This is a genomic window from Kitasatospora dryopteridis, assembly GCF_050749075.1.
Lineage (GTDB): Bacteria > Actinomycetota > Actinomycetes > Streptomycetales > Streptomycetaceae > Kitasatospora.
The window spans coordinates 6,825,102-6,850,706 of record NZ_CP192749.1; the positions used below are offsets into that span (position 1 = coordinate 6,825,102).

25 protein-coding genes are annotated in these 25,605 nt (G+C 74.0%); 12 read left to right on the forward strand and 13 right to left on the reverse strand.

Features of this window, described 5'->3' with window-relative positions; translation table 11 throughout:
• Window positions 1-13: 13 nt before the first annotated feature.
• Both ACQ614_RS30860 and ACQ614_RS30865 read right to left on the reverse strand, forming a co-directional pair.
• Window positions 14-481, reverse strand: a complete 468-nt coding sequence (locus ACQ614_RS30860) for an NUDIX domain-containing protein (RefSeq protein WP_431682211.1) — start codon at window positions 479-481, stop codon at window positions 14-16.
• Window positions 478-1,995, reverse strand: coding sequence for an SDR family NAD(P)-dependent oxidoreductase (locus tag ACQ614_RS30865; protein ID WP_431682213.1), 1,518 nt, complete (start codon window positions 1,993-1,995; stop codon window positions 478-480). Before ACQ614_RS30865 ends, ACQ614_RS30860 begins: the two co-directional genes overlap by 4 nt.
• Window positions 1,996-2,161: 166 nt before the next feature.
• On the opposite strand from ACQ614_RS30865, the gene ACQ614_RS30870 reads away from it, so the two are divergent.
• Complete coding sequence (locus ACQ614_RS30870) at window positions 2,162-2,911, forward strand: class I SAM-dependent methyltransferase (RefSeq protein WP_431682214.1); 750 nt, start codon at window positions 2,162-2,164, stop codon at window positions 2,909-2,911.
• Here ACQ614_RS30870 and ACQ614_RS30875 read toward each other — a convergent pair.
• The gene (locus ACQ614_RS30875; RefSeq protein WP_431682215.1) at window positions 2,880-3,671 is read right to left on the reverse strand and encodes an arylamine N-acetyltransferase family protein; all 792 of its coding nucleotides are present in this window, start codon (window positions 3,669-3,671) and stop codon (window positions 2,880-2,882) included. The two genes, ACQ614_RS30870 and ACQ614_RS30875, sit on opposite strands and share 32 nt — an antisense overlap.
• A gap of 229 nt (window positions 3,672-3,900) precedes the next feature.
• Here ACQ614_RS30875 and ACQ614_RS30880 point away from each other — a divergent pair, with 229 nt between their 5' ends.
• The 3 genes from ACQ614_RS30880 to ACQ614_RS30890 all read left to right on the forward strand — a co-directional run bounded on the left by ACQ614_RS30880 (window position 3,901) and on the right by ACQ614_RS30890 (window position 7,390).
• Window positions 3,901-5,976, forward strand: a complete 2,076-nt coding sequence (locus ACQ614_RS30880) for an RICIN domain-containing protein (protein ID WP_431682216.1) — start codon at window positions 3,901-3,903, stop codon at window positions 5,974-5,976.
• 72 nt (window positions 5,977-6,048) lie between these two features.
• Window positions 6,049-6,645 carry a hypothetical protein gene (locus tag ACQ614_RS30885; RefSeq protein ID WP_431682217.1) on the forward strand — a complete coding sequence of 199 codons (597 nt, stop codon included), beginning with the start codon at window positions 6,049-6,051 and terminating at the stop codon, window positions 6,643-6,645.
• 121 nt (window positions 6,646-6,766) lie between these two features.
• Window positions 6,767-7,390: a hypothetical protein gene (locus ACQ614_RS30890; RefSeq protein WP_431682218.1), complete on the forward strand. Its 624-nt coding sequence runs from the start codon at window positions 6,767-6,769 to the stop codon at window positions 7,388-7,390.
• Here ACQ614_RS30890 and ACQ614_RS30895 read toward each other — a convergent pair.
• Window positions 7,354-8,532, reverse strand: a complete 1,179-nt coding sequence (locus tag ACQ614_RS30895) for an ARPP-2 domain-containing protein (protein WP_431682219.1) — start codon at window positions 8,530-8,532, stop codon at window positions 7,354-7,356. The two genes, ACQ614_RS30890 and ACQ614_RS30895, sit on opposite strands and share 37 nt — an antisense overlap.
• A complete protein-coding gene (locus ACQ614_RS30900) occupies window positions 8,529-10,040 on the reverse strand; it encodes a hypothetical protein (RefSeq protein WP_431682220.1) in 1,512 nt (503 codons plus the stop codon). The genes ACQ614_RS30895 and ACQ614_RS30900 overlap by 4 nt, the downstream gene beginning before the upstream one ends.
• Before the next feature lie 339 nt (window positions 10,041-10,379).
• Between ACQ614_RS30900 and ACQ614_RS30905 the strand changes: the two genes are divergently transcribed.
• Window positions 10,380-11,078 (forward strand): Tat pathway signal sequence domain protein, encoded by a 699-nt coding sequence (locus ACQ614_RS30905; RefSeq protein WP_431682222.1) that lies wholly within the window; start codon window positions 10,380-10,382, stop codon window positions 11,076-11,078.
• Window positions 11,079-11,253: 175 nt separating this feature from the next.
• Window positions 11,254-11,925 (forward strand): transcriptional repressor LexA, encoded by a 672-nt coding sequence (gene lexA / locus ACQ614_RS30910; protein WP_431682224.1) that lies wholly within the window; start codon window positions 11,254-11,256, stop codon window positions 11,923-11,925.
• A gap of 123 nt (window positions 11,926-12,048) precedes the next feature.
• Here the strand turns inward: lexA and ACQ614_RS30915 are convergent, their stop codons facing one another.
• Window positions 12,049-12,702 (reverse strand): Rv1733c family protein, encoded by a 654-nt coding sequence (locus ACQ614_RS30915; RefSeq protein WP_431682226.1) that lies wholly within the window; start codon window positions 12,700-12,702, stop codon window positions 12,049-12,051.
• 261 nt (window positions 12,703-12,963) lie between these two features.
• On the opposite strand from ACQ614_RS30915, the gene ACQ614_RS30920 reads away from it, so the two are divergent.
• Both ACQ614_RS30920 and ACQ614_RS30925 read left to right on the forward strand, forming a co-directional pair.
• Window positions 12,964-13,998: a zinc-dependent alcohol dehydrogenase family protein gene (locus ACQ614_RS30920; RefSeq protein WP_431682227.1), complete on the forward strand. Its 1,035-nt coding sequence runs from the start codon at window positions 12,964-12,966 to the stop codon at window positions 13,996-13,998.
• A gap of 125 nt (window positions 13,999-14,123) precedes the next feature.
• On the forward strand, window positions 14,124-14,789 hold the full coding sequence (locus ACQ614_RS30925) for a CBS domain-containing protein (RefSeq protein WP_431682228.1): 666 nt from the start codon (window positions 14,124-14,126) through the stop codon (window positions 14,787-14,789).
• A 63-nt stretch (window positions 14,790-14,852) separates the two neighbouring features.
• Here the strand turns inward: ACQ614_RS30925 and ACQ614_RS30930 are convergent, their stop codons facing one another.
• From ACQ614_RS30930 to ACQ614_RS30950, 5 genes are read right to left on the reverse strand one after another with little or no spacing between them, the layout of a single operon-like run.
• Window positions 14,853-15,281, reverse strand: coding sequence for a hypothetical protein (locus ACQ614_RS30930; RefSeq protein ID WP_431682229.1), 429 nt, complete (start codon window positions 15,279-15,281; stop codon window positions 14,853-14,855).
• Window positions 15,274-16,014, reverse strand: coding sequence for a class I SAM-dependent methyltransferase (locus ACQ614_RS30935; protein WP_431682230.1), 741 nt, complete (start codon window positions 16,012-16,014; stop codon window positions 15,274-15,276). Before ACQ614_RS30935 ends, ACQ614_RS30930 begins: the two co-directional genes overlap by 8 nt.
• 50 nt (window positions 16,015-16,064) lie before the next feature.
• Window positions 16,065-16,847 (reverse strand): DUF2071 domain-containing protein, encoded by a 783-nt coding sequence (locus tag ACQ614_RS30940; protein ID WP_431682231.1) that lies wholly within the window; start codon window positions 16,845-16,847, stop codon window positions 16,065-16,067.
• Window positions 16,844-17,842, reverse strand: coding sequence for a DUF3419 family protein (locus tag ACQ614_RS30945; RefSeq protein ID WP_431682233.1), 999 nt, complete (start codon window positions 17,840-17,842; stop codon window positions 16,844-16,846). The genes ACQ614_RS30940 and ACQ614_RS30945 overlap by 4 nt, the downstream gene beginning before the upstream one ends.
• A complete protein-coding gene (locus ACQ614_RS30950; protein WP_431682234.1) occupies window positions 17,839-18,261 on the reverse strand; it encodes a DoxX-like family protein in 423 nt (140 codons plus the stop codon). Before ACQ614_RS30950 ends, ACQ614_RS30945 begins: the two co-directional genes overlap by 4 nt.
• A gap of 337 nt (window positions 18,262-18,598) precedes the next feature.
• Here ACQ614_RS30950 and ACQ614_RS30955 point away from each other — a divergent pair, with 337 nt between their 5' ends.
• Window positions 18,599-20,035 carry a GuaB1 family IMP dehydrogenase-related protein gene (locus tag ACQ614_RS30955; protein WP_431682236.1) on the forward strand — a complete coding sequence of 479 codons (1,437 nt, stop codon included), beginning with the start codon at window positions 18,599-18,601 and terminating at the stop codon, window positions 20,033-20,035.
• A gap of 169 nt (window positions 20,036-20,204) precedes the next feature.
• Here ACQ614_RS30955 and ACQ614_RS30960 read toward each other — a convergent pair whose 3' ends face one another.
• Window positions 20,205-20,882, reverse strand: coding sequence for a DUF5995 family protein (locus ACQ614_RS30960; protein WP_431682238.1), 678 nt, complete (start codon window positions 20,880-20,882; stop codon window positions 20,205-20,207).
• A 751-nt stretch (window positions 20,883-21,633) separates the two neighbouring features.
• Here ACQ614_RS30960 and ACQ614_RS30965 point away from each other — a divergent pair.
• From ACQ614_RS30965 to ACQ614_RS30975, 3 genes are all read left to right on the forward strand, one after another.
• On the forward strand, window positions 21,634-22,485 hold the full coding sequence (locus tag ACQ614_RS30965; protein WP_431682239.1) for an SDR family NAD(P)-dependent oxidoreductase: 852 nt from the start codon (window positions 21,634-21,636) through the stop codon (window positions 22,483-22,485).
• Between the two features lies 1 nt (window position 22,486).
• Complete coding sequence (locus tag ACQ614_RS30970; protein WP_431682241.1) at window positions 22,487-23,551, forward strand: S-adenosylmethionine:tRNA ribosyltransferase-isomerase; 1,065 nt, start codon at window positions 22,487-22,489, stop codon at window positions 23,549-23,551.
• A 324-nt stretch (window positions 23,552-23,875) separates the two neighbouring features.
• Entirely contained in the window at window positions 23,876-25,000 is a 1,125-nt protein-coding gene (locus ACQ614_RS30975; protein ID WP_431682242.1) for a tetratricopeptide repeat protein, read from the forward strand.
• Between the two features lie 138 nt (window positions 25,001-25,138).
• On the opposite strand, the gene ACQ614_RS30980 is transcribed toward ACQ614_RS30975, so the two are convergent.
• A complete protein-coding gene (locus tag ACQ614_RS30980; protein ID WP_431684069.1) occupies window positions 25,139-25,345 on the reverse strand; it encodes an HPP family protein in 207 nt (68 codons plus the stop codon).
• Between the last annotated feature and the right edge of the window lie 260 nt (window positions 25,346-25,605).

Here is a 25,605-nt window from a genome sequence, read left to right on the forward strand (position 1 = left end):
GCGGGGCGGGAGTTCAGCGCGCGGCCAGCGGGTAGGCGTGTGCGCCGGCCGGCCCCGGGTAGTCGGGCAGCCAGCGGGCGAGCACCAGCCCCGAGGGGTGGAACATCGGCTCGGGCAGCTCGTCCACGGCGAACCGCTCCCACCCGGCGCAGCTGTGCGGCTCGGTGACGTACGCCGGGGCGTCGCTGGGCGGGGCCAGTACGGCGGCGGTCAGCCGGGGCCGGCCGAGCTCGTGGTCGAGCAGGACGGCGAGCACCCGCATCGCGTCGGCGGGGAGCACGATGCCGGTCTCCTCGGCGAGTTCGCGGGCGGCGGCCTCCTCGAAGGACTCGCCGGTGCCGTCGACCTTGCCGCCGGGGAGGCTCCAGGTGGGCGGCTCCCCGGCGGTGGTGCGGCGGCCGATCAGGACCCGGCCGTCGGTGGTGGGCACGATCACCCCCGCACCGATGATCGGGCCTCCGGCGCCCGGGCCTGCGGTCACCAGGCCGCCTTGGAGTAGTCCTTGAGGAAGCAGCCGTACAGGTCCTCGCCGAGCTCGCCGCGGACGATCGGGTCGTAGACCCGGGCGGCGCCGTCGACGAGGTCGAGCGGGGCGTGGAAGCCCTCGTCGTGCAGGCGCATCTTGTCGGGGTGCGGCCGCTCGTCGGTGATCCAGCCGGTGTCGACGGCGGTCATCAGGATGCCGTCGGTCCGGTACATCTCCTCGGCGCTGGTGCGGGTGAGCATGTTCAGCGCGGCCTTGGCCATGTTGGTGTGCGGGTGGCCCGCGCCCTTGTAGCCGCGGCTGAAGACGCCCTCCATGGCGGAGACGTTGACGATGTACTTGCGCCGGGCGGCGGAGGCGGCCATCGCCGACCGCAGCCGGCTGATCAGGATGAACGGCGCCGTGGAGTTGCAGAGCTGCACCTCCAGCAGCTCCATCGGGCCGACCTCCTCGACGGTCTGCACCCAGCTGTTGGTGGGGGAGAGGTCGGGGACGAGCCCGCCGGCGTCGATGGCGGTGCCGGCCTCGATCCGGGCGGGCGAGGCGGAGCCGGTGACCAGGGCGAGGGAGGTGACGTCCTCGGCGCTGATCCGGTCGCTGTTGCCGGTGGCCTGGCCGGGCAGCGCCGGGACGTCGACGCTGCCGCTGCCGAAGCGGCCGATGACGGTGGAGGAGGGCAGTTCGCCCGCGGGCAGCGGGGCCGACTCCGCGGCGACGAGTTCCCGGTAGGACTCGGGGGGCCGGCGGACGGTCTGCGCCGCGTTGTTGATCAGGATGTCCAGCGGGCCGTCCGCGGCGACCTCGTCGGCCAGCGCCATGACCTGGGCCGGGTCGCGCAGGTCGATGCCGATGATCTTCAGGCGGTGGATCCACTTGTCGCTGTCCGGCATCGCCTTGAAGCGGCGGATGGCGTCGTTGGGGAAGCGCGTGGTGATGGTGGTGTGCGCGCCGTCCCGCAGCAGGCAGAGCGCGATGTACATGCCGATCTTGGCACGGCCGCCGGTGAGCAGGGCGCGCCGTCCGGTCAGGTCCGCCCGCGCGGCGCGGCGGGCGTGGTTGAGCGCGGCGCAGCTGCGGCACAGCTGGTGGTAGAAGGCGTCGACCTCGACGTAGCGCTGCTTGCAGGTGTAGCAGGAGCGGGGGCGCTCGAGTATCCCGGCGATTTCGGTGGTGGTCTCGGTGATCAGGCCGAAGGCGCCGGCCGTCTCGTCGTCGATCCGGCCGGGTGCGCCGGTCGCGGTGCGCGAGGTGACCAGCCGGTCGTTGGCGGTCTTGCGGGCGCGGGTCTCCTGGCGGCGGCGCTGCTTGAGCGTGCGGAAGATGCCGCCGACCGCCTTGCGGACGGTGATCGCGTCCGGGTGGTCCACGTGCAGGTCGTCGAGCTCGGCGAGCACGTCCAGGCACAGGGCCAGCCGCTCCGGGTCGATGCCCGGGCCGTGGTCGATGTCCTCCTCGGCCGCCTGATCCTGCTCGGTCCTGATCTGGGTCTGGGTGTCCGGGCCCGCCGTCATGACTGCTGCTGCTTCCCTCGTTGCGCCGCTTGTACCGGCGAATGCTACGGGAGCGGCCGGACGCGGGGCGAAAAGTAATACCTGCACCTGCCTTGTGATGGTTACTGGACCGGGGCTAGCGTAATAACCGCTAGGGAAATCGGCCAATTACAGGCAGAGGTGGACCGTGCAGACCTGGGACGACTGGCAGCGCAGCTGGGACCGCCAGCAGGAGTGGTACCTGCCCGACCGCGAGGAGCGGTTCCGGGTGATGCTCGACCTCGTGGAGGCCACCGCCGGCCCCGCACCCCGTCTCCTCGACCTGGCCTGCGGCACCGGCTCGATCAGCGAACGGCTGCTCGCCCGCTTCCCCGCGGCCGTCTCCACCGGAGTCGACGTCGACCCGGCACTGCTCGCCATCGCCCGCGGCCACTTCGCCGACGAGCCGCGCCTCACCCTGGTCACCGCCGACCTCAACGACCCCGACTGGGCGCAGCGGCTGCCCGGTGGCGGCGGCCCCTACGACGCGGTGCTCACCGCCACCGCACTGCACTGGCTGTCCACCGACCGGCTGCTGCGCCTCTACCGCGACCTGGTGCCGCTGATCCGCCCCGGCGGCCTCTTCCTCAACGCCGACCACATGCCGCAGACCGGCACCCCGCTGCTCAACGCCGCCCACGCCGCCTTCGAGCGCACCCGGCAGGAGCGGGAGCGCGCCGAAGGCGTCCTGGACTGGGAGGGCTGGTGGAAGGCCGCGGCCGACGACCCGGCCCTGGCCGACGCCGTGGCGGCCCGGTTCGCGATCCACGGCAGCCACGCCGACGGCGACAGCCACCCCGCCGAGTGGCACGCCGCCCGCCTGGTCGAGGCCGGCTTCCGGGAGGCCGGCCCCGCCTGGCGGTCGGTCAGCGACGCACTGGTCGCGGCAGTGCGCTGACCACCGGCAGCTCCTCCAGCGCGATCCCGAAGTGCTCGCGGTACGCGGCGAGCGCCTGCGCCTCGGACAGCTGCTCCTCGCGGCGGGAGCCGTCCGGACCGGTGCGGATCAGCCGCGTGCCGGCGAGCGTGATCCGCCCCTCGGGCGCCAGCCGCGAGCAGGTCGTCGACCGGGTGAAGTGCGAGTCCGGCGAGGTGGCCTGCCACCAGCAGGTGGGGGAGAAGTCCGCCAGCGCGTACGGGCGCAGGTCCAGCCGGTACTGCGGATCGCCGTCCATCACGACGTCCAGCCCGCCGTCGCCGTGCCCGGCCAGGGTGAACTCCCCGGCCGGGTCGGCCTGCGGGCCGGTGCGGTCGAGCCGCAGCGGATTGTGGCTGAACCGCCCGAAGCCCACGTCCGCCAGCCACGGCCCGTCCAGCTCGACCCGCAGCGCCATGTGGTCGAAGGGCGGCCCGACCCGGCCCTCCTTCCCGAACACCCGGGCCGACAGCAGCTCCACCCGGAAGCCGAGCGCCTCCAGCAGCGCGGCGAAGGCGCCGTTGAGCTCGTAGCAGAAGCCGCCGCGCCGCCGCTCCACGATCTTCGCCCACAGCGCGTCCGGCTCCAGGACGATCGGCTCGCCCAGCACCACGCTCAGGTTCTCGAACGGCACCGCGGCCAGGTGCGCCCGCTGCAGCTCGCGCAGCGCCGCAGCGTCCGCCCGCTCGGGGCGTCGCGCGCCGATCCGGTCCAGGTACGCCGCCACCTGTCGCTCGTCCACTCGGATCTCCTCTTCCTCCGTACTCGGACGGTCCGTCAACGAGGCCGATCGTCGCACTCCTGACGGTCCGTCGAAAGAAAACTCCGAAAAAACGTTTGAGATTCCTGTTATCCCCTGGCGCCCCACGGATCTCCCATGTGTCGGCAAGCACCACACCCCACCGGCCGACGAGGAGAGACACATGTCACACAGGAAAGCGTCGCACCGTCGCCGCAATCGCCGTGGACTGATGTTCACCGCAACCGCCGTCACCGCGGGACTGATCGCGGGAGCCTTCACCATCGGCTCCGTGATGGAGGGCAACAAGCCGCTCCGCACCTCCGCGGACGCGGCGATCGCCCAGGAGCTGGAGCCCTCGCCCGCCGCCGCCCCGCTCTACCAGGACGAGCCGACCCCGGTCACCTCCATACCCAAGGACGACCCGGCCCGCGGTCTCGTCTACGGCGGCCTCGTGCCCGCGGCCAGCGGTGAGCGCTGCGTCGGTAGCTACAAGGTCAACGACGAAGGCCTGTGCAGCCACGGCCCGGACGCTCCGCCGAAGGGCATCGACGTCCACAAGGACACCGCGCCCGCGGTTGCGACCACCGCCAAGCCCGCCGACCTGGCGCCGACCGCGGCCGCCGCGCCGCCGTCCTCCGCCGACCTGCTGAGCGACGCGCCGCCGGTCCTGGACGTGCAGACCGGCAAGTCCCTCGGCGGCTCCGCCACGCCCGCCGCCGGCACCCCCTCGGCCGGAGCGGGGGCCGCGGCCGAAGGCTCCAAGGTGGTCTGCGAGGGCGACGGCTCGACCGGCAACCGCGTCCAGGTGCTGTACGTCCACGCCCCGGGCAACGACCGGTTCGCCGAGTACCTCGCCTCCTTCAAGAAGTGGGCCGCGGACACCGACACCATCTACAACGCGAGCGCCCAGGAGACCGGCGGCGTCCGGCACATCCGCTTCGTCACCGAGTCCGACTGCACCGCGTCCGTGCTGAACGTCGAGCTGTCCGCCTCCTCCCTCCAGGAGTTCGGCGCCAGCAACAAGGCGCTCGCCGCACAGGGCTTCAACCGCAAGGACCGCAAGTACATGATCTTCGCCGACGCGAAGGTCTACTGCGGCATCGGCACCTTCAACGGCGACGAGCGCCCCGGCCAGGACAACCTGTCCAACTTCGGCCCCTCGTACGGCCGCACCGACAACGGCTGCTGGGGCGGCTCCACCGCGGCCCACGAGCTCGGCCACAACCTCGGCGCCGTCAACAACAGCGCCCCGCACACCAGCAAGGGCGCGCACTGCGTCGACGAGTGGGACATCATGTGCTACTCCGACTCGCCGTACTACCCCAAGATGCAGACCCTCTGCCCGAACCGCGCCGAGGACGAGCGGCTCGACTGCAACCACGACGACTACTTCAACACCAACCCGCAGCCGGGCAGCTACCTGACCACGCACTGGAACATCGCCAACAACCAGTTCCTGTTCGCGAACGGCGGCACCAACCCCAACCCCGACCCGACCAAGTCGCCCAGCCCGAGCCCGACGACGCCGAACCCGACCAAGTCGCCCAGCCCGAGCCCCAGCCCGACCGGCTCGAACCCGACGCCCAGCCCCAGCCCGACGTCGACCACGACCACCGGCCCCAAGGTGACCGTCGGCCAGATCACCCCGAACTCGGCGGTGCTCAGCTGGGCCGCCGCCACCGGCGCCGCCGGCTACGAGCTGCAGCTGAACGGCCGCACCATCGCGACCGTCACCTCCACCGTCGTCCGCCTGGTCAACCTGAAGCCCGACACCGAGTACAAGGTCGCCGTCGCGGTCAAGGACGCGTCCGGCAAGACCGCCAAGCCGGGCCGCACCACCGCCTTCCGCACCGCCAAGGCGGCCGGCCCCGGCCCCACCAAGCCCGGCACCCGGTACCTGATGCTCAACAGCCTCACCGGCCAGGCCGCCGACATGTGGGGCGGCTCCACCCGCGACGGCGCCGTGCTCATCGGCTACCAGCGCCACGGCTACTCCAACCAGCAGTGGCTGTTCGAGGACGCCGGTGACGGCTACCTGCAGATCCGCTCCGCCCGCTCCGACAAGTGCCTGCAGATCGGCGGCCAGGCCGTCGCCGGCCAGTACGTGATGCAGCAGCCCTGCTCCTCCGTCGACAGCCAGAAGTGGAAGGTCGACTCCGCCGGCAGCGGCTACGCGCTCACCGCCAAGGGCTCCTCGCTGGTCCTCGGCACGAGCAAGCGCTGGTACTACGGCGGCTGGCTGCTGGAACTGCAGCAGCCCAACGGCCAGTCCTACCAGAACTGGACCATCCAGCCCGCCTCCTGACGAGGCGCCCCAGGACCCGGCGGGGCGGGAACCGACCCTCCCGCCCCGCCGGCCCGACCAGGAGCCACCGCCATGCGCCTGCGCACCCTCGCCGCCGCCACCGCCCTCACCGGCCTGACCGTGCTCGGCACGGCCCAGCCCGCCGGCGCGCACGGCGACACCATCGCCTTCGCCGTCTCCGGCCTGGTCGACGGCCACATCACCGCCGTCGCCACCTGGGAGAACGACCACGACCCGGTCGACGAGAAGATCGCCGGCACGCTCAACGCCGTCGCCGCCGACGGCCGCGCCGTCGGCCCCTGGCCGCTCGTCGCCGTCGCCGGCAAGACCGGCACCTACACCACCGCCCTCCAACTTCCGCCCGGACACTGGAAGGTGACCGTCGAATCCGGCTTCCCCGCGCTCGGCCGCGGCGAGGCCCAGCTCGACGTCACCGCCGTCCCCGGCACCGCCCCCAGCAGCGGACCGGTCGCACCCGTCCCGTCCTCCACCGCCACCGGCACGCCCGCACCCGCCGCCTCCGGCAAGCAGGCCACCGCGACGGTCGAGGTCGCTGCCGCCGGCACCGACAGCGCCTGGACGGGTGTGCTCGCCGCCGCGGCAGCCGTCGTCGCAGCGGCCGCGGCCGCCGCGATCCTGCTGCTGCGCCGCCGCCGCGCGGCACGCTGAACCGCCGCCGGGACGCCGTTGCACACGGCGTCCCGGCGACATGTCGCCTCATCGACCTGTCGACACCTGGCCACGGACGACGGGTTGTGCCGCCCCGGCCACCGCAGGCCACCATGAAGGCATGGACATCGACACGGTCGTCCGCACCCGACGTGCCCTGCACGCCGTCGCCGAGACGGTGCTCGCCGGGCCGCAGTACCGGGCCAGCGGCACCATCAGGCTGCGGGCCTACCCAGGCGGCTTCGCCACCAGTGCCGAGCCGTTCCTCCAGGTCATCGGCGGCGAACTGATGGCACCCGGACACCGGCTCGCCCTGCAGCGCACCACCTGCGCCGCCCTCGCGGCCGCCGTCGGCGTCGAGCCGGGACCGCCCGAGGGCCTCTACCACGACGGCTCCGGCGCCGACCCCGACGACCCCGTCGACGCCGACCCGCAGGCCGCCCAGTGGATCGCCCACTGCCTGGGCGCCGGCGACACCGCCCTGCGCCGCCTCGCCCCCGACGCGGAGCCGGTGCTCTGGCCCGAGCACTTCGACATCGGCATCACCCTGGACGAGGTCAACTACGGCGTCTCCGCCGGCGACGGCTACCAGCCCGAGCCCTACGCCTACGTCGGCCCGCACACCCCGCGCAGCGGCCCGTTCTGGAACGCCCCGTTCGGAGCCGCCCGCACCGTCCGCGAACTCGGCGGCGCCGACGCCCTCACCCGCTACCTCGAGGAAGGCCGCCGGCTCGCCGCCGCCTGACCCGTCCGGACCTGCCGGCGGTAGCGGTCCAGCACGTCCTGCCGCAGCAGCGCCCCGAACCCGGCCGCCTCCAGCCGCAGCCCCAGCTGCGCCTCGGTGATGCCCAGCGCAGCCGCCGCCGAGGCCAGGTGCCAGTCGTGCGCGGCCAGCGTGTCCAGCAGGTACCCGCGGCGGACCTGCGCCTCCGAGAGCCGGAAGGTCTTCAGATAGGCGATCCGGCCGGACTCGTCGGTGATCGTCTCGCCGATGTGGTTCTCCCGGCCCGGACGGAACTCCGGCAGGAACCGGCCCAGCGTGAACCGGCCCATCCGGTGCACCTTCCGCATCCGCACCTCGGCACCGAACACGGACCCGGCCATCGTCGAGTCGTGGAACTCCGCCCACGCCCGCTCCTGCTCCCGGGCCGCCGCCCGCAGGTCGGCCAGCGAACGGATGCCCGGGCCCGGGATCTCCGCCCGGAAGTCCGGCACCGGCGCGGACAGCAGGGCGTAGTGGTGGATCAGCTCGCCGAACAGGTCGAGCACCAGCGTCGGATGCAGCGCCCGGTAGTCCTCCGGGTGCGGCACCGCGAACGCCGCGGCGAGCGCGTCCGCCACGTACAGCACCACCCCGCACTGGCCCGGGTGGATCTCGAACACCCGCAGCGCCTCCGCCAGCCCGCGGACGTGCGCACCCCGGTACGCCTCCTCCGCCCGCGGCGACAGCCCGGCCCGCACCGCCCGCTGCGACCACTCCTCCCACACCACCGTCGGCCCGCCGAAGTGCAGCGCCAGATAGCCCTCCAGCGCCAGGTGCAGAGGCAGGAACCGCAGCCGGGTCGAGGACTCCTTCAGGGCCAGCCGGCTGTGCGACCGCACCGGCACCCTCGGCGGCACCTGCTCGCCCAGCGAGGTGCCGTACGCGGCCGCCGAACCGTCGGACGTCCAGTCCGCGACGAAGCCGTGCGGCACGTACGCCGTGTACCGCTCGCCCTGCCCCAGGTTCACCGAGGCGTGCGTGTCGCCGTACAGCCGGCGGTGCAGCCGCAGATCGGCGATCGGCTCCTCCCGCACCAGCGGCACCAGCCGCACGCCGCCCCACACCTGGGCCGGCCGGGTGGCCAGGCCGGCCGGGTCCAGCACGGTCAGGTCCGACGCGGTCATCGCAGCTCCCCTTCCTGTCGCGGCGGCGTGCCGTACGCGGCCCGGTCGCCGCCCGTGCTCCGGCCGCCGCCCGTGCTCCGGCCACCGCCGGCCAGGAACGCCTCCGTCCGGGCGGCCAGGTGCGCGGTCAGCTCGGCCAGGCCCGTCCGGCCTTCGGCGAAGCGGGCGATCCCGACCAGCGGCGCCAGGTCCTCGGCGTCCCGGATGCCCGCGGTCGGGACACCCGGCGCGAGCCGGCGCACGTCGAAGCCGTCCGCGTCGTACACCGGGTTGAGGTGCACGATCCGGGTCGCGCCCGCCGGGTCCAGCCGGGTGCGCCACACCCGCAGCACCTCGGCGGCCAGGCCGGGCGGCGCGTTGTCCCAGCCGTCCGACACGATCACCAGCCGCTCCGGCGCGGTCTCCAGCGCGTCCACGATCCGCCGCCCCAGCGGCGTCGGCCCGGACGGCCTGACCAGCAGCGCATCCCGGCGGCCCGACGTCCACAGCGCCGTGTACTCGCCGGCCAGTGCGCCCAGCAGGTGGTGGCAGGCCAGCGCCACCGCCAGCGGACGGCGCCGCTTCTGCCCGGAGCCGTACGAGGAGAAGCTGTCGTCGAGCACCGCCGCGACCCGGCCCCAGGTGCCCCGCTCCGCACCGGCGGTGCGCCGGGCAGCCGCCTCCAGGGCCGCCGTCAGCTCAATGCGCCGCTCGGCCCGCTCGGCGAGCGGCAGCCCCAGCACGTAGGAGGCCAGCCTGGTCAGCGGCATCCGGCCCAGGTCGGCCCGCACGGCCGACGCCCCCGCCTCCCGCGCGGACTCCTGCAGCCGCAGCAGCTCCAGCCGGGTCATCCGCGGCGCGATCCGCTCCAGGAAGGCCGCCCGCGGAATGCCGTGCTTCGCCGCAAAACCCTCGGCGACCGTGTACGGCAGCTCGTACACCGCCGACTTCTCGTAGTGGGCCCGCCGCCAGGTGTCCAGCAGCGGCTCCTCGAACGAGCGCCCGCGGTGCCCGCCGCCGCCGAACGCGAAGTCACCCAGCTCCGGCACGGCCGGCACCAGGTGCGCGTGGCGCAGCGCGGTACGGAAACCGCCCCGGTACTTCACCGCGTCCAGCACCGGATCGGGCCGCGCCGCCACCCAGTCGCGGATCAGCGCCCGCGTCCGCCGGTTGTTCACCCTCGCCCGCCGCAGCTCGCCGAACAGCCGGTACACCCGCTGCGGCGGCAGCAGCGCCAGCCGCCGCGCGATCAGCCGGCCCTCGGTGCGGCGCTGCTCCCCGGTGGCCTCCCGCGAGCTCTCCAGCAGCCGGCGCACGATCAGCGCGGCATTGTGGTCGTTGATGTCCAGGGCCAGCACCGCGGCGTACAGCTCGCGGTAGTTGCCCAGCATGTACGCGTGCAGGAAGTCCAGCGAGAGGCGCTGCTCGGCCGCGTCCGCGTGGAACTCGCGCTGGCCGGTCGCCGTCACGGCCGCGTTCACGAACAGCAGCACGTCCTCGGCGGCGACCAGATCGCCCAGGGTCTCCATGGCTCGCCCCCCATCGGTGTGGATGCCGGCCGGGGAATGGGGGCACGAACTGCGAATCATCGCTGTAGAGGCGCCTTCCGGAAGTCGCACCGGAGTCCCGCGGCCGGCCGGACGACGCTACCAGAGCGCCTGCCGCTGCTCAGCGGCATTTCCGCCGGTACTCCGCGCCCGCAGCGCCGGGCTCTTGCTGACGAATCGTCAACACGTCGTGCGAGCAGCCTTGACGGTGTACAGCCATGGATCTACAACGAAGGGAGCTCCCCTCCCGGTGCCCCCGACCGGTCCGGAGCAGTGAACGTGCGTCTTCTCGAACCCCCTCACCGAGGAAGAGGCCCTCCCATGCGTCCGTCCAGCTGCCTGGCCCTGATCACCGCCGCTGCCGCCGTCGCCGTCGGCGCCCTCCCCGCCTCCGCCGCACCCGCCGTGCCCGGCCCGCCGGCCGCGCCCGCCGCCGTGCCCGTCCTGACCGCCGGCGGACCCGACGGCGCCGCGGTCGCCGCGGGCGACGTGCTCGCCGCACCGCTCACCACGGGCACCCGCGCCACCTTCTACTCGACCGCGACCAGCACCACCGGAGTCACCTGCGGAGCCTCGCAGTTCACCGCCACCGTGCTCACCAATCCCGACGCACCCGGCACCGCCACCGAGTCCCTGACCGGAATGGCCTTCAGCTCCTGTACCAGCAACGTCACCGGCGTCACCGCAGTGAAGAGCCTCACCGTCGGCAACCTCCCCTACACCGTCTCGGTCGCCGACTCCGCCGGACTCCCCGTCGCCCTCACCGCCGGTCCGACCGGGCCGATCGAGGCCACCGCCGTACTGAGTACCTGGTTCGGCACCCTGACCTGCACCTACCGGCTCAGCGGCGACTTCACCGGAAGCGCCGACAACACCGCCCACAGCCTCTCCTTCCGCAACGAACACTTCGCCAAGAGCAGCGGTTCGAGCCTGTGTCCCGCCGACGGCTACTTCTCCGCCGCCTACGGACCCGTCACTGACACCAGCCGGACGGGCAACCCGCCCGTGCACATCAACTGACCCCGCCCCCGGGCGGAACGGCGACCCCGCGGCCACCCGCCCGGGGTCGCCGGGCGCTCCGGCCGGCAGCCGATCCGCCATCAGGAATTCCGTTTGCGGAGAAAAGGTGATCGAATCGTCGTACGGCGCAAGCGCGCCGCCGCCTTGCCGCGACCGGGACGATCAGGGGGTCAGCATGCCGGCACCGAAGGAAGGACACCCGGGCCGGCCACCGGGCGGCCGCCCCGGCGGCGACGGACTGACCGACCGGCAGCGCGCAGTCGTCGCGGCGATCCGGGACACCGTGGCCCGCCGCGGCTACCCGCCGTCGATGCGGGAACTCGGCGAGGCCGTCGGACTGAGCAGCACCTCCTCGGTCGCGCACCAGATCCGCCGACTCGAGGCCAAGGGAGTCCTCTACCAGGACCCGCGGCGCCCCCGCGCCTACCGCGTCCGCCAGGACAGCGCGGCCGAACCCCGGACCCGGCCGACCGGCACCGTCGACGTCCCGCTCGTCGGCCGGATCGCCGCCGGCGAACCCATCCCCGCCGACCAGGACATCGAGGACGTGCTGCCGATGCCCCGGCAACTCGTCGGCGACGGCGAGGTGTTCGCCCTCACCGTCCGGGGCGACTCGATGACCGGCGCAGCCATCCGCGACGGCGACCTGGTCGCGGTCCGCCGCCAGCCCGTCGCCGAGAACGGCGACATCGTCGCCGCCATGATCGACGGCGAGGCCACCGTCAAACGCCTCAAGTCCGACGGCCTCCGCACCTGGCTGATCGCCCACCACCCCGCCTACGACCCCATCCCCGCCGGGAACGCCACCATCCTCGGCCGCGTCGTCGCCGTCCTCCGCCGCCTCTGACACCGACCGATCAGAGACGGGTCAGCCCGTCAGGGGCGCGGATCGGCCCCTCAGGGACGCGGGGAACTGTGCAAGGGGGCCCGATCAGGTCCAGGTCAGCTCCTGACCGATGACCCCCGCATTTCAGTCCGCAGAGCCGTTGCGGCCGCCCGCGCGGCCCGTCCAGGTCGGCTCGACCACCGCCCAGTCGGTCTGCCACTCCTCCTCGGCCCGCCGCTGGAGCCGGCTGCGCCGCACGCTGTACGCCACCGAGCAGGCCAGCGCCACACCCGCCCAGCCGCCCAGCACGATGAACCCGGTGGTCGCCACGATGTCCGAGGTGGACCGCGGCCCGGTCGCTGCCCGGCCGGCATCGTCCACCCACACCAGCACCTTCGATCCCGGCGAGGCGGTACTCGGCACCGCCGTCTCGTCGGTCACCGTGTGTCCGGCCGGGTACGTCCAGGTCGCCTGCGCCCGGTACCCGCCCGCCGGGGCGCCCGAGGCGGTCAGGTCCGCCTGCTGCGGCTCGGTCCGCACCACCGCCGGTACCCGGTGCAGCTTGGCGGCCGCCCGGGCCGCGTCACCCTGCGCCGACCAGTACAGCAACAGTGCCGCCGCGCCCGCGCCGACCGCCGCCATGACCATGGCGAGCCATGCCGCCAGCAGGGCCCGGCTCCGGGACCGGTCCACCGGCCGCCACAGCGGTCCGGCGTCCGCGCCGACCGCAAGCCGCAGATGCACCACCAGTCGCCGCCACCGGGAATGCCCGCGGCGGCCGGGGAAGTGGGTGCGCATGGTACGCCTCCTCCTGCCGCCGGCTTCGGACTCAAGCGTCTCTCCAACCGGCCCCACCGGCACCCCGCCACGCTCGGTGGCCGCCCTCGCCGCCCCGGACGGCGCACCCGGCCCGTCTCGGACCCGTCCCGGACCCGTTTCGGCACGGTGGCTGCGGTACCTGCCCGGACCGGCCGCGGTGCATGCTGGAGACGGAAGCCGCACCGTGTCCGCCGCCCGGCCGATCCGCCGGGAGGCCGTGCCGACGGGAGGCCACAGCCGATGGCTGCCGCACCAGGGACGACCACCGGGACCACCACCGCCTGGGTCGTCGACCACCCCGCCCCGGCCGCCGAACGCCCGCTGCGCCGGGTGGAACGGCCGCTGGAACCGCTCGGCCCGCGCGGCCTGCTGCTCGAGGTCAGGGCCTGCGGCGTCTGCCGCACCGACCTGCACCTCGCCGAGGGCGACCTCCCGCCGCGCCTGCCCGGCTGCCCGCCCGGCCACGAGATCGTCGGACGGGTGCTGCGCGCCGGCCCGCAGGCCGCCGGGTTCACCGAGGGTGACCGGGTCGGCGCCGCCTGGCTGGCCGGCACCTGCGGGGTCTGCCGGTACTGCCTGGCCGGCCGCGAGAACCTCTGCCCGGACTCCCGCTACACCGGCTGGGACGTCCCCGGCGGTTACGCCGGCCACGCCGTCGTCGACGCCGACTACGCCTACCGCCTCCCCGAGGGCCCGCCCGACGAGGAACTCGCCCCGCTGCTGTGCGCGGGCATCATCGGGTACCGCGCACTGGAGCGGGCCGAACTCCCGCCCGGCGGTCGCCTCGGCCTGTACGGCTTCGGGGCGTCCGCGCACCTGACCGCCCAGCTCGCCCTGGCCCGCGGCGCCCGCGTCCACGTCCTGACCCGCTCCGACGAGGCCCGCCGGCTCGCCCAGGACCTCGGCGCCGCCTCCGCCCGCGGCGCGTACGACAGCCCGCCCGAGCCGCTCGACTCCGCCATCCTGTTCGCCCCGGTCGGCGACCTCGTCCCGGTCGCCCTCGCCGCCCTCGACCGCGGCGGCACCCTGGCGATCGCGGGCATCCACCTCACCGACATCCCCCGCCTCGACTACCGCCAGTACCTCTTCCAGGAGCGCACGCTGCGCAGCGTCACCGCCAACACCCGCGCCGACGGCCGCGCCTACCTCACCGAGACCGCCGCACACCCGCCCACCGTGCACGTGCGCCGCTACCCGATGAGCCGCGCCCCCGAGGCCCTCGCCGACCTGGCCGCCGACCGCATCACGGGCGTCGCCGTCCTGCTGCCCGACTGACGCCCGCGGAACCCGCCCCGTCCGCTGCCGGAACAGAATCGTCCGCATCCAAACAGGTCCTTGGCCCCTACCGCGCGGGGGCGGGGTCGGGCAAGGATCGGGGTACGGACAGCAGGGAGGCGGTCATGGGACACCGTGCGGTGGAGTCGGTGATGACGCGGCATGTCGTACGGGTCGCGCCGGAGACCGGGTTCCGGGAGATCGTGGCGGTGCTGGCCGAGTTCGACATCACGGCCGTGCCGGTGGTGGACTCCGCCGACCGGCCGGTGGGCATCGTGTCCGAGGCGGACCTGCTGCGCACCCTGGCCGCCCAGGACGACGACGACCCGCCCGTGTCCGGCCCGGCGGAGACCTGGCCCGCCGATGGCCCCGCCGGGGCGGACGGTGCCGCGGTCACCGCCGGGGAGCTGATGTCCGGGCCGGTGGTGTGCACCACCCCGGGGGCGAGCGTGGTGGCGGCGGCCCGGCTGATGACCAGGCACCGGGTGAAGCGGCTGCCGGTGGTGGACGAGGACGGCCGCCTGGTGGGCATGGTCAGCCGCGGCGACCTGCTGCGGGTGTTCCTGCGCGAGGACCGGCTGATCCACCGGGAGATCGTCGAGGAGGTGCTCGGCCGGGTCGACGGGGTGAGCCCGGCCCGGGTGGGCGTGGAGGTCGTGCAGGGACGGGTCGTCCTCAGCGGTGTCATCGAACCGCCCCTGCTGGCGCCGCTGGTGGTGCGGCTCTGCCGCTCGGTCGACGGCGTGGTGTCGGTGACCGACCGCACGGAGGCCGCCGTACCCGCGTCCTGAACCGACCCGCGTCCTGAACCGACCTGCGCACTGCCCGGTGCCACCCGATTCCGTGGCCGGGAGTCACCCGGCGAGCACCGACGCCAACGCCGTCGCGAACACCACCGTGACCCACGTCCACAGCACCGACAGCCCGACGTGCGCGGTGGTGCGCAGCCGGTCGCCCCGCCACAGCTTCGGCGAGAACACCGCGAACTCGAACACCCACCGGATGCCCCAGAACAGCGTCTGCCCGGCGAGCAGCGCCGTGCCGAGCCGCCCGCCGGCCAGCAGCTCGGGCGCCAGGAACATCGGCAACAGGCCGAGCAGCACACAGGTCAGCCCGACGAAGAACAGGTGCGCACCGGCGACCTGGCGGGTCAGCAGGCTGGTGCCGGCCAGGTCCGTCGGCCAGCCGATCAGCCGCGGCAGCACCAGGTGCACCGCACCCATGGCGACCAGGGCGAGACCCACCAGTCGCAACTGGCCTTCCATGCCGAGAAGTTCACCCACCGTCCGCCACCTCCGGGCGGGCGAGGGAGAACGCCGTCACCAGACCGCCGATCCGCCGCTCGCCGGCACTCCGCAGACCGGCCCCGGCCGCCAGCCGCAGCCACTCCCGCCGCGGGAGGAAGTGCCAGGCACCGGGGCCGTACACCGCCGTGTTGGCCGCGTCCCGCAGGTGCTCCACCAGGACCAGCCGGCCGCCCGGCCGCAGCACCCGGACGCACTCCGCGAAGAGCGCCTCCCGGTCGGCGGCCCGCCGCAGCTCGTGCGCGGCGAACACCACGAAGACCGTGTCCGCGGACCCGGACGCCGCAGGCAGCCGGTCCGGCCGCCCCGCCACGGTGCCCGCGACCGGCGGCACCCGCCGCCGCGCCCGCCGGATCGACCCCTCCGTCATCAGCACCGGGTCGTACAGGTCCACCACGCGCCGGGCCGCGTCCGGCCGGCGGGCCGCCAGCGGACGGCTGGCCTCGTCCAGCCCGGCGGAGACCACGACATGGTCGCCGGGGCCGTCGGGCAGCAGGTCGTCCAGCCAGTCGAAGGAGTGCAGGTCGGAGCGGTCGTAGACCCACCAGCTCGCGGCGGTGCTGCTCACGAGCAGTGCCGCTGCGGCCGAAGCGCCCGCCCGCGCCGCGACCGCGGCCGGGCCCGGAAGGCGCCGGGCGAGCACCCAACCCGCCCCGGCGGCCAGGCAACCCACCGCGTACATCGGCCAGTTGTAGCGGAAAACGTCCCGCACACCGGAGGGTCGCGGCGGGCGCTGCGCCGTGGTCGGCGTCCCGGCCCGCCTCACAGCTGCGCCCCGTTCTCGCCGCGCCGCTGCCCGGCCTCCCAGCCGTACTCGAGGCCGGCGACGTGGAAGGCGTTGGCGAGCACGGGCTCGGTGCCGGCGAACGGGCCGTGCTGGAAGAAGGTCGGCCGCTGCACCGGCTCCACCGCGACGGGGGTGGGCTCCCACCGGGTCCGGACGGCCTTGACGACGATCATCGACCGGGTCTGCGGCTCGTACTCGAAGGTGTAGGGCAGCGGGCCGGCGAATCTCCGGGCGTCCCGTGCCGTGGCGAACGGGCTGCCCGCGGGGAGGGCGGCCGGCGCCCCGGACAGGTCGGCGCGGACGTGCAGGTCGGCACGGCCGTCCCGGCTGACGACCTTGAACTCGAGGGTGTCGCCGACCACCCGGCTGCCGATCCGGGCGAGCCGGTAGTGGTAGCGGGAGAACACATTGCCGCCGAGGGCCATCACCCGGCTGTCGGTGTCGCTGCGCAGGATCTTCAGCCCGCGCATGGTCCGCCCGCCCGGGGTGGGGAAGCGGGTGAAGATCCGGTACCCGGTGAGCATGCGGTCGATGCCGAGCCCGGCCGGCAGCAGGGCGGGCCGCAGGTCACGGGTGTCGACCAGGGCGGCCGCCACGAAGGCGTGCTCGGCGCCCGCCGGGTCGGTGTACGTGTCGAGGGCCAGCCCCGGCGGCAGCAGCGGCCGGAGCAGGTCCGGCGGCAGCGCGTACGTCAGCACCAGCGAGTGGGCGAAGCGGGTCCGCATGGGGAAGGGGTGGCGCTGCAGCAGATGCCTCATCGGGTGCTCCCGTCGGCCGTCCCGATGCGGACCACCCGCACGGTGCCCCAGATCATCGAGCGGTCCTCGGCGGCCTGCCCCGGGCCGGCCGGGCCCGGCTCGCGGAGGCTGCGCAGCACCGCGATGCCGCCGGGCCGCACGGCGTGCTCCACCGCGGCACGCAGCCGGCGGGCGAAGGCCGGCCCGGGCCCGTCCAGGACGTTGGAGAGCGTCACCGCGTCGTACGAGCCCGTCGCGGAGCGCTCCAGGTGCTCCACGACCTCGCCGAGCACCAGCCGGACGGTGTTGCCGCCGGTGTCCAACACCGCTGCGGAGCCGGGGCGTTCGCGGCCGAGCAGCAGCCGCCAGGCCCAGTCGTTCGCGGCGTTCGGGTGGCGGGACACCGTCCCCGCGATCCGGTGCAGCAGCACGGTGTCGAAGCTGCGCGGGACGGCGCAGCGGAAACCCGGGCGCAGCGCGGTGGCGAGGGCCCCGGCGGGGCGCAGCCCGGCGCCGGCGAGCAGGCGCAGGCCGGGGCCGGCGAGCACGGAGTCCCAGTGGCGGCGCTGCTCGGCGGGGTCGTCGAGGCGCAGGAAGCGTTCCAGGGCGTCCGGCCGCCAGGCGGGGAGCAGGGTGCTCGCGGTGCGGCGGCCGACGGCCGTGAGGCGCTCGGCCGTTCCGGTCAGGGCGGGTGCGCCGCCCTCCAACCGGGCACGGGCGTAGGCGAGCTGGACGGGGTTGAGGTCGAGTGCGGTGACCTCGTGGCCGGCCGCGGCGAGGGCGGCGGCGGTGTCGCCGGCGGAGGCGATGCACAGCACCCGGGCTCCGGGCGGGAAGGCGGCGAGTTCCACGGCCGGGTCCTCGTACATCCGCCCGAACAGGATGCGGGGCTGCCCGGCCGGCCCGGCGAGCAGGCGGCCTGCGCTCCAGGGGGTGCCGGTGCGGGGGGTTGTGGTGCGGCGGGCGGCGTCCCTCGGGTCGGTGGCGCGCGTGTCGACTGCGTGCAGGAGCCTCATGCGGTCGCCACCGCCTCCCGTGCAGCGGTCGGCGCAGGGCGTGCTCCGGCGCTCCGGCCGGCGACCAGCCAGATCAGGGCGAGGAAGGCGACGTCCTGCACGACCAGCCGCCCGGGCTCGGGGATGTGCTCGGCGCCGAACAGCAGCCCGCCCGTGTTGAAGCCCGCGACCAGGGCGGTCTGCACCGCGGCGGCGGCGTACGGGCGGCGCCGGGTGAGCACCCAGACGCCGAGCGCGACCTCGGCGAGGCCGATGGCGACCAGCAGCGGGGTGACCGCGCCGGCGGGCAGCAGCGGAACGCCCTCGACGATGGCGCGCTGGTCCGCCCGGCCCGGGAAGACCTTGCACCAGAAGCCCTCGTACCACCACATCAGCGCGACCGCGGCGGCCGCGAGACGCCTGCTCCACGTGTCGGACACGTGCCCCCCTCTCGTCCGGCGCCGGGCGTGCAGGAGCACGGCGGCGCCCGGCCCCGGATGCTCCCGGACCTTGTGGCAGCATCATGGCGGAGAATTTGAACGCGTTCAACTGCGACTGCGGGGCCTGGTCCGGCCGACCGTCTGGAGGTTCCTCCAAGCGTGGTCGTCGGCAGGTCGCGGTGGCTTGTGTGGATCTTCAAGGTTTCCGGGTGAGCTGGCTTTGCACCCGGGGTATCGATGAACATTGACGGTTGGGTGCGGGGCGCCCGAGAGCGCCCCGCGGCCGAGCCGCAACCGCGCCCGAGGTGTACCTTCCGCCCAGCCAGAGAGCCCTTCCATGCGTTTCCTGAATGACCTCAAGCCCGCGTACGACCTCACGTACGACGATGTCTTCATGGTCCCCAGCCGCTCCGCGGTGGGCTCCCGGCAGGGTGTCGACCTCTCCTCCCACGACGGCACCGGCACCACCATCCCGCTGGTCGTCGCCAACATGACCGCCATCGCCGGACGCCGGATGGCCGAGACCGTGGCCCGCCGCGGCGGCCTCGTCGCCATCCCGCAGGACATCCCGATCGAGGTCGTCTCCGAGGTGATCGGCTGGGTCAAGCGCCGCCACCTGGTGCACGACACCGCCCTCACCCTCAGCCCCGGCGACACCGTCGCCGACGCGCTGTCGCTGCTGCCCAAGCGCGCGCACGGCGCCCTCGTCGTGGTCGAGGACGGCCGCCCGGTCGGCGTCGTCACCGAGGGCGACTGCCACGGTGTCGACCGCTTCACCAGCCTCGCCGACGTGATGTCCCGCGAACTGCTGCTGCTCGACGAGGGCATCGACCCGCGCGCCGCCTTCGAGAAGCTCAACGAGGGGCACCGCAAGCTCGCCCCCGTGGTCGCCGCCGACGGCACCCTGGTCGGCATCCTCACCCGCCGCAACGCGCTGCGCGCCACCCTCTACACCCCGGCCGTCGACGCGAACGGCAAGCTGCGGATCGCCGCCACCGTCGGCATCAACGGCGACGTGGCCGGCCGTGCCAAGGCCCTGCTGGAGGCCGGCGCCGACGTGCTCGTCGTCGACACCGCGCACGGCCACCAGGAGTCGATGATCAGCGCGCTGCAGGCCGTCCGCGGCCTGGACCCGCAGGTGCCGATCGTGGCGGGCAACGTGGTCTCCGCGGCCGGCGTGCGCGACCTGGTCGAGGCCGGTGCGGACATCCTCAAGGTCGGTGTCGGCCCCGGCGCGATGTGCACCACCCGCATGATGACCGGTGTGGGTCGCCCGCAGTTCTCGGCCGTCCTCGAGTGCGCCGAGGAGGCGCGCCGCCTCGGCAAGCACGTCTGGGCGGACGGCGGTGTCCGGCACCCGCGCGACGTCGCCATGGCGCTCGCCGCCGGTGCCTCCAACGTGATGATCGGCTCGTGGTTCGCCGGTACCTACGAGTCGCCCGGGGACCTCCAGACCACCGCCGACGGCCGCCAGTACAAGGAGAGCTTCGGCATGGCCTCGGCGCGCGCCGTCCGCAACCGGACGGCCGACGAGTCCGCCTACGACCGCGCCCGCAAGGCCCTGTTCGAGGAGGGCATCTCCACCTCGCGGATGTTCCTCGACCCGGCCCGCCCTGGAGTCGAGGACCTCATCGACTCGATCGTGGCGGGCGTCCGCAGTTCCTGCACCTACGCCGGCGCCTCCACACTGGAGGAGTTCCACGAGAAGGCGATCATCGGCGTCCAGAGCGCGGCCGGCTACGCCGAGGGCAAGCCGCTGCACTCCAGCTGGTAACGGCAGCCGTGGTTACGGCAAGCCGGGCGTGACAGGCTCGGCTGGCGGTAGCCGGGCGTAACGATCCTGCGTCCGGCCGCACCGAGGGTGCGGCCGGACGCGGCGTTTCAGGAGTCGCGTGCGGCTGGGTGCCCATGGGTGCCCAGGTGTGTCAGGGTGCGGCCACCGGTCAGTCCACCGGGGTGAGCAGGGCCCGGCTGACCATCCCGACCGAACGGGAGAGGGTGCAGGCGACCGCGTCCTCCACCACCGGTGCGTGCCGCAGCTCCCACAGCGCGAGCACGCTGGCCCAGGCCGCGTCCCGGGCCCGGTCGATGCTCCACACGCCGACCACGTGCAGCAGCCGGTCGGCGGCGTGCACCGCGTCGGGGCATGGCAGCAGTTCCTCCCGTACCTCGGCCTCCACCTGTGCCAGCACGTCGTTGATCCGGTGGTAGTCGGCGCGGACGTCCTCCGGCTCGTGGCCGAGCAGCAGGCACGTGTCCAGCACCGACAACGGCAGGTCGTGCTCGATGTGGGCGTTCATCCCCGCCAGCGCGAACTGGAGCGGGTGGATGCCCGTCCGGCCGCGCAGTTCGAACAGCGGCCGCCAGCAGTGCGGCGGTCGCCGACCGCTCGCGGCTGCCTCCACCGCCTCCAGGTAGCGGGCGGCGAACACCGCATCCAGTTCGGCCATCCCCGCCGGATCGGCGAAGTAGGTGTCGGCGAGTCGCTCGGCGACCAGCCGGGTCACCCGCAGATACATGCTGTTGAAGACCTCGACGCCGTCCCCGTCGGGGAGCGTCGCCTGCAACCGCTCCATCCGGTCGATCACCTGGTCGACCGTCAGGGCCTCGCTGATCGTCATGGTGTGTGCGCAGCCTTCCGCATCGGACCGGGAGGATCATCTGGGCGGATCGTCTGATGTTAGGTCAGTGTGCGACGTATGCCCAGAAGCCGCGCTCGGCGCGTCCTGCGCGCCGGTTCTCCGGATCACGCGCCAGGCCCGGGGCGCGGGCATGCCGAGGATGGCGAGGCCCGGGGTGCGGGCATGCCGAGGACGGCGAGGCCGGGGCAGGCGCCGGGGACCGGCGATGCCGCCCGACCCTCACAGCCGCAGGGCCGCCAGCGGTGCGCCGAGGCGACGGCCGTACTCGGCGAGGGCGAAGCACACCGCTGCGCCTGCCGGGTGTCTCCTGACGGACCGGGCTGAGGTCCAGGCTCGGCGCAGCGGCCAGACCGGGCGCCAGGCGGAGCATCTTCTCGGGCCTCCGCGTCGGCAGCCTTGCCGCTGCGTATCGCTGCTGCTCGCGTACCTGCCGCAGGCACGCAGCGTCGGTGTCCGGCCCGGAGTGCGCGGAGCCCTCGCCCGGAGCCCACGCTCGGATGAGCACCCTAGGACAGGCCCCGGCGGCCGAACGTTCCGGAGCCCCGATACCGAACGCCCACCGCCGCGTGCCCAATGCCCAATGCCCAAGCTCCACCGTCCAAGCTCCACCGTCCAACATTCACCGCCCAACATTCACCGCCCTACGACCGCGGCCGTAGGCCCAAGGACCCCGGGGTACCCGGGCCGGCGGCCGATCCGGCCGGGCCTGGTGCGGGGCGAGAGTGAAGCCATGGACACCGCCGCTGCGCCGACAGCCACCACCGGCACCCCGCAGACCCAGCCCGCCCAGCCCGTCGCCGTCGTCACCGGAGCCTCTCGTGGCCTCGGGCTGGAACTCGCCCGTGCGCTCGCCCGGGACGGTTGGCAGCTGGTGATCACCGCTCGCAACGCCGCCGAACTCGCCGCCGCCGAGGCCGAACTCGCCGCCGTCACCAAGGTCGCCGCCCCGGCCGGCTCCGTCGTGGACGACGACCACCGCGAGCTCCTCGCCGAGGCTGCGGCCGCGCTCGGCGGCGCCTCGCTCCTGGTCAACAACGCCTCCACTCTCACCGGTTACGACCTGGCGGGAGCCCCGCTGCCGGCCCTCGCGGACTTCCCGCTCCCCGGGCTGCTGGAGACCTTCGAGGTCAACGTCCTCGGCCCGATCGCGCTCACGCAACTGCTCCTGCCGCAGCTGCGTGCCCACCACGGCGCCGTGCTCAACATCAGCTCCGACGCCGCTGTCGAGGCCTACGCCGGCTGGGGCGGATACGGCGCGTCCAAGGCCGCCCTGGACCACGCCTCGGCAGTGCTCGGGGCGGAGGAACCCGACATCGCCGTCTGGGCCGTCGACCCCGGCGACATGCGCACCCGGATGCATCAGGAGGCTTTCCCCGGCGAGGACATCTCCGACCGGCCGCTGCCCGCCACCGTCGTCCCGGCACTGCTCGGCCTGCTCCGCGACAGGCCGGCCGGTGGCCGCTACCGGGCCGCAGACCTGCCGGCAGAGCCGTCCGCCGCCGCGCCCGGCGACCAGGCGGAGGCGCCCGCAGACGCCACCACAGTTTCGGCCGACGCCGCCCCGAACCCGGCCGGTGAGTGAGATGACGACCGCCGTGGACACCGGCTACGACTTCACCGTCCCGCCCGAACTCTCCGCCCGTGCCCCCGCCGAGGCGCGCGGACTGGGCCGCGACGGCGTCCGCCTCCTGGCCGGCCGACGGCAGGGCACCACCGCCTCCCACCACCGCTTCACCGACCTGCCCGACCTCCTGAACCCCGGCGACCTGCTGGTCGTCAACAACTCCGCCACCCTGCCCGCTGCACTCAACGGCACCCTCCGCGACGGCACGTCCGTCGTCCTGCACCTGTCCTCCGCACAGCCCGACCCGCGAGGCCACCACCTCGTCGAACTGCGTCGGCCCACCGAGGGCGCCACCGCCCCTTGGGCGCCCGGCACCTCGCCCGCCGGCCCCGGACTGCGGATCGCTCTCCCCGGCGGCGCAATTGCCGAACTCACCGAGCCCTTCACCCCGCGCCTCTGGCACGCCGAACTCACCCTGCCCGGCGAACTCACCGGCTACCTCGCCCGTTACGGGCGCGCCATCCGGTACAGCTACGTCGACCGGGACTGGCCGATCGAGGCCTACCAGACGGTCTTTGCCGCGGTGCCCGGCAGCAGCGAAATGCCCAGCGCGGCGCGCCCGTTCACCACCGACACGGTGGCCCGCCTGGTCTCCCGCGGCATCCTGATCGCCCCGATCACCCTGCACACCGGGGTCGCCTCCCCGGAGGCGCACGAGGCCCCGTACGCCGAGCGGTTCAGCATCCCGGAAGCCACCGCCCGCCTGGTCGAGCACGTCCGCGCGGACGGGGGCCGGGTGATCGCCGTCGGTACCACGGCCGTCCGCGCACTCGAATCCGCCACCGGCCCGGACGGGCGCGTCCGTGCGGCCGAAGGCTGGACCGACCTGGTCATCACCCCGGAGCGCGGCGTCCGCACCGTCGACGGCCTGCTCACCGGCCTGCACGAACCCCTCGCGTCCCACCTGCTCATGCTGGAAGCCGTCGCAGGCCGCCCCCTGCTGGCCCGGTGCTACGCCGAAGCCCTCGAGCACCGCTACCTGTGGCACGAGTTCGGCGACGTCAACCTGCTGCTGGCCCGGTGACGCGGACGCTTCTCGGTGAACAGCCCCGGGCAGCGCCGGCCTTCGGTACAGCCCCGACGGCAGCGTGCATTTCTCCAGCACCCGGGGCATCGGCCCGACCTCCTCACGGTCGCCATCCGGTGTTCGTCGTCACGGCCCAGGTGGGCATCGGCGACCTCCCTGCGGACGGTAGACCCGCACCCGGGTGCCGGGCGCAACCCGGCGCCGGCCTGTGGAAAACCTCGCGTCCCTCCGGAGTTATCCACAGGCAGCCGTCGTGGTCGTACCGGGCCACTACGGTGTCGCTCGACCGCCACCGGATCGAGCAGATTGCGAGCCCCGGACATGAACAGCCACGCCCTCGAGGCCCTCCGCACCAGCCCCGACCTGGCCGAACTCGCCGCGTACCCCTTCAACGTCGACCTCGACCGGGCCGACCACCTGGAGGCCGTCCACCTGGCCTCCGGCGTCCCGATCGAGGCGTGGGCCGGCGACGACACCGGCGGTACGTACTTCCACTGCGAAGGCGGACAGGTGCTCTACGCCTCCTCCGACGGCTCGGCAGGGCTGATCGGCGACAGCATCGACGAGGCGCTCGAAACGCTGATCGGCCTGCCCTGCTGGCACGACCTGCTGCACCACATCCCGCCGGACGCCGACGACGACACGCTCACCGCAGCCGTCACCGAGGAGGAGCTCTCCGAGTTCTACGGCCCCGAACTCGATGCGGACCGCAGCCGCCTCCTCGCCGCCCTCGGTCTGCGCGAGCTGCCGGCGCCCGTCCTTGTCCGCCGCCTGCACCGCGCCCTACTGCGCACCGAGCCCGACTTCCTGCTGCTGAACTCGCAGGAAGGCCTGGCCCACGGGCTGCTGGACGGCCTGCCGCGGCTGCCCCTGTGGCAGACCGTCCTCGCCCCGGGCCAGGCCGACCTCGCGGCACTGCGCGCCGATCGGACACCGGTTGCCACGGTTGCCGCTGATCCCGCAAGGCGGGAAGGCGTCCTGTGGGCCGCCCGGTACGACCGGAACCCGGACGACACGTCGATGCTGCGCGCACTGCTGGGGGAGAGCACCCGGCCCGAGCCCGGGTACGAGCCCGAGTACGGGGCGGCCCAGGACGGCCGGGAGCCGTTCGCCGAGCCTCCGTTGACCTGGGCCGCACTGGCCCGACGTCAGGGCCGCACCGAGCTTGCCCGTGCCGCGCTGATCCGCCTGCTCGACGATGCAGGTCCGCGCGACGCATCGCTGCTGGACGGACTCGCGGTCGAGTTCGCGGCACTCGGCGACCATCCGCAGGCCGCCCGAGCGCGGTGGCTCTTCGCCTCGCTCCAGGACGATCCCGGGCAACGGGCTGCCGCACTGACCGATCTGGCGGCCCACCAGCGGCGTGCGGGCGACACCGACGCAGCGGCACGGACTCTGAAGCAGGCCGAAGCACTGACCGGAGGCGAGGTGATGCACGACTGCTGAGTTATTGCTTTTACTGAGCTGCTGCCCCCGCTGAGGCACTGCCCTGCCGCACCACGGCCGTGACCTTCCTCCCGGCGCCGCCGCGTTCCGCCTCCCGGCGCCGAGCCCCAGGGCCGAAGCATCCCGCCCCTGCGTGCGTCAGCTCCTGGCCCGCCACAACGGGTACGGGAGGCCGGCGAGGCGGTTGACCGCCAGGCCCTGGAGGACGAGGAGCACCACGGCGAGCATCACCACCGCCAGTTGGGCGGGGGTGCGCAGCAGGCCCATGGCGACGATGAGGGTGGTGGCTGCGGTCGGCGGGTGGGCGGTGCCGAGCAGCGGCATCAGTCCGCAGGTCAGGCCCAGGGGTGATCGCGGCGGCGGCCAGTCGTGCCCAGGTGATGTCGGTGAGGTCCGGCGGCACGTCCAGCAGCCCGGTGGCGGCGAGCGCCACGAAGCCGGACAGGGCGCCTATGAGGTGCCCGTACACCGTGTTGCGCGGCGAGGCGGTCGGCGCGAGTGGGTGTGTAGAAGAGCAGGAACGCGATCGGCCCGAGGGAGGGGAACAGGAAGGGCTCGTGGGTGAAGTGGGCGACCAGGGCCATGACGGCGACGGACAGGAAGGA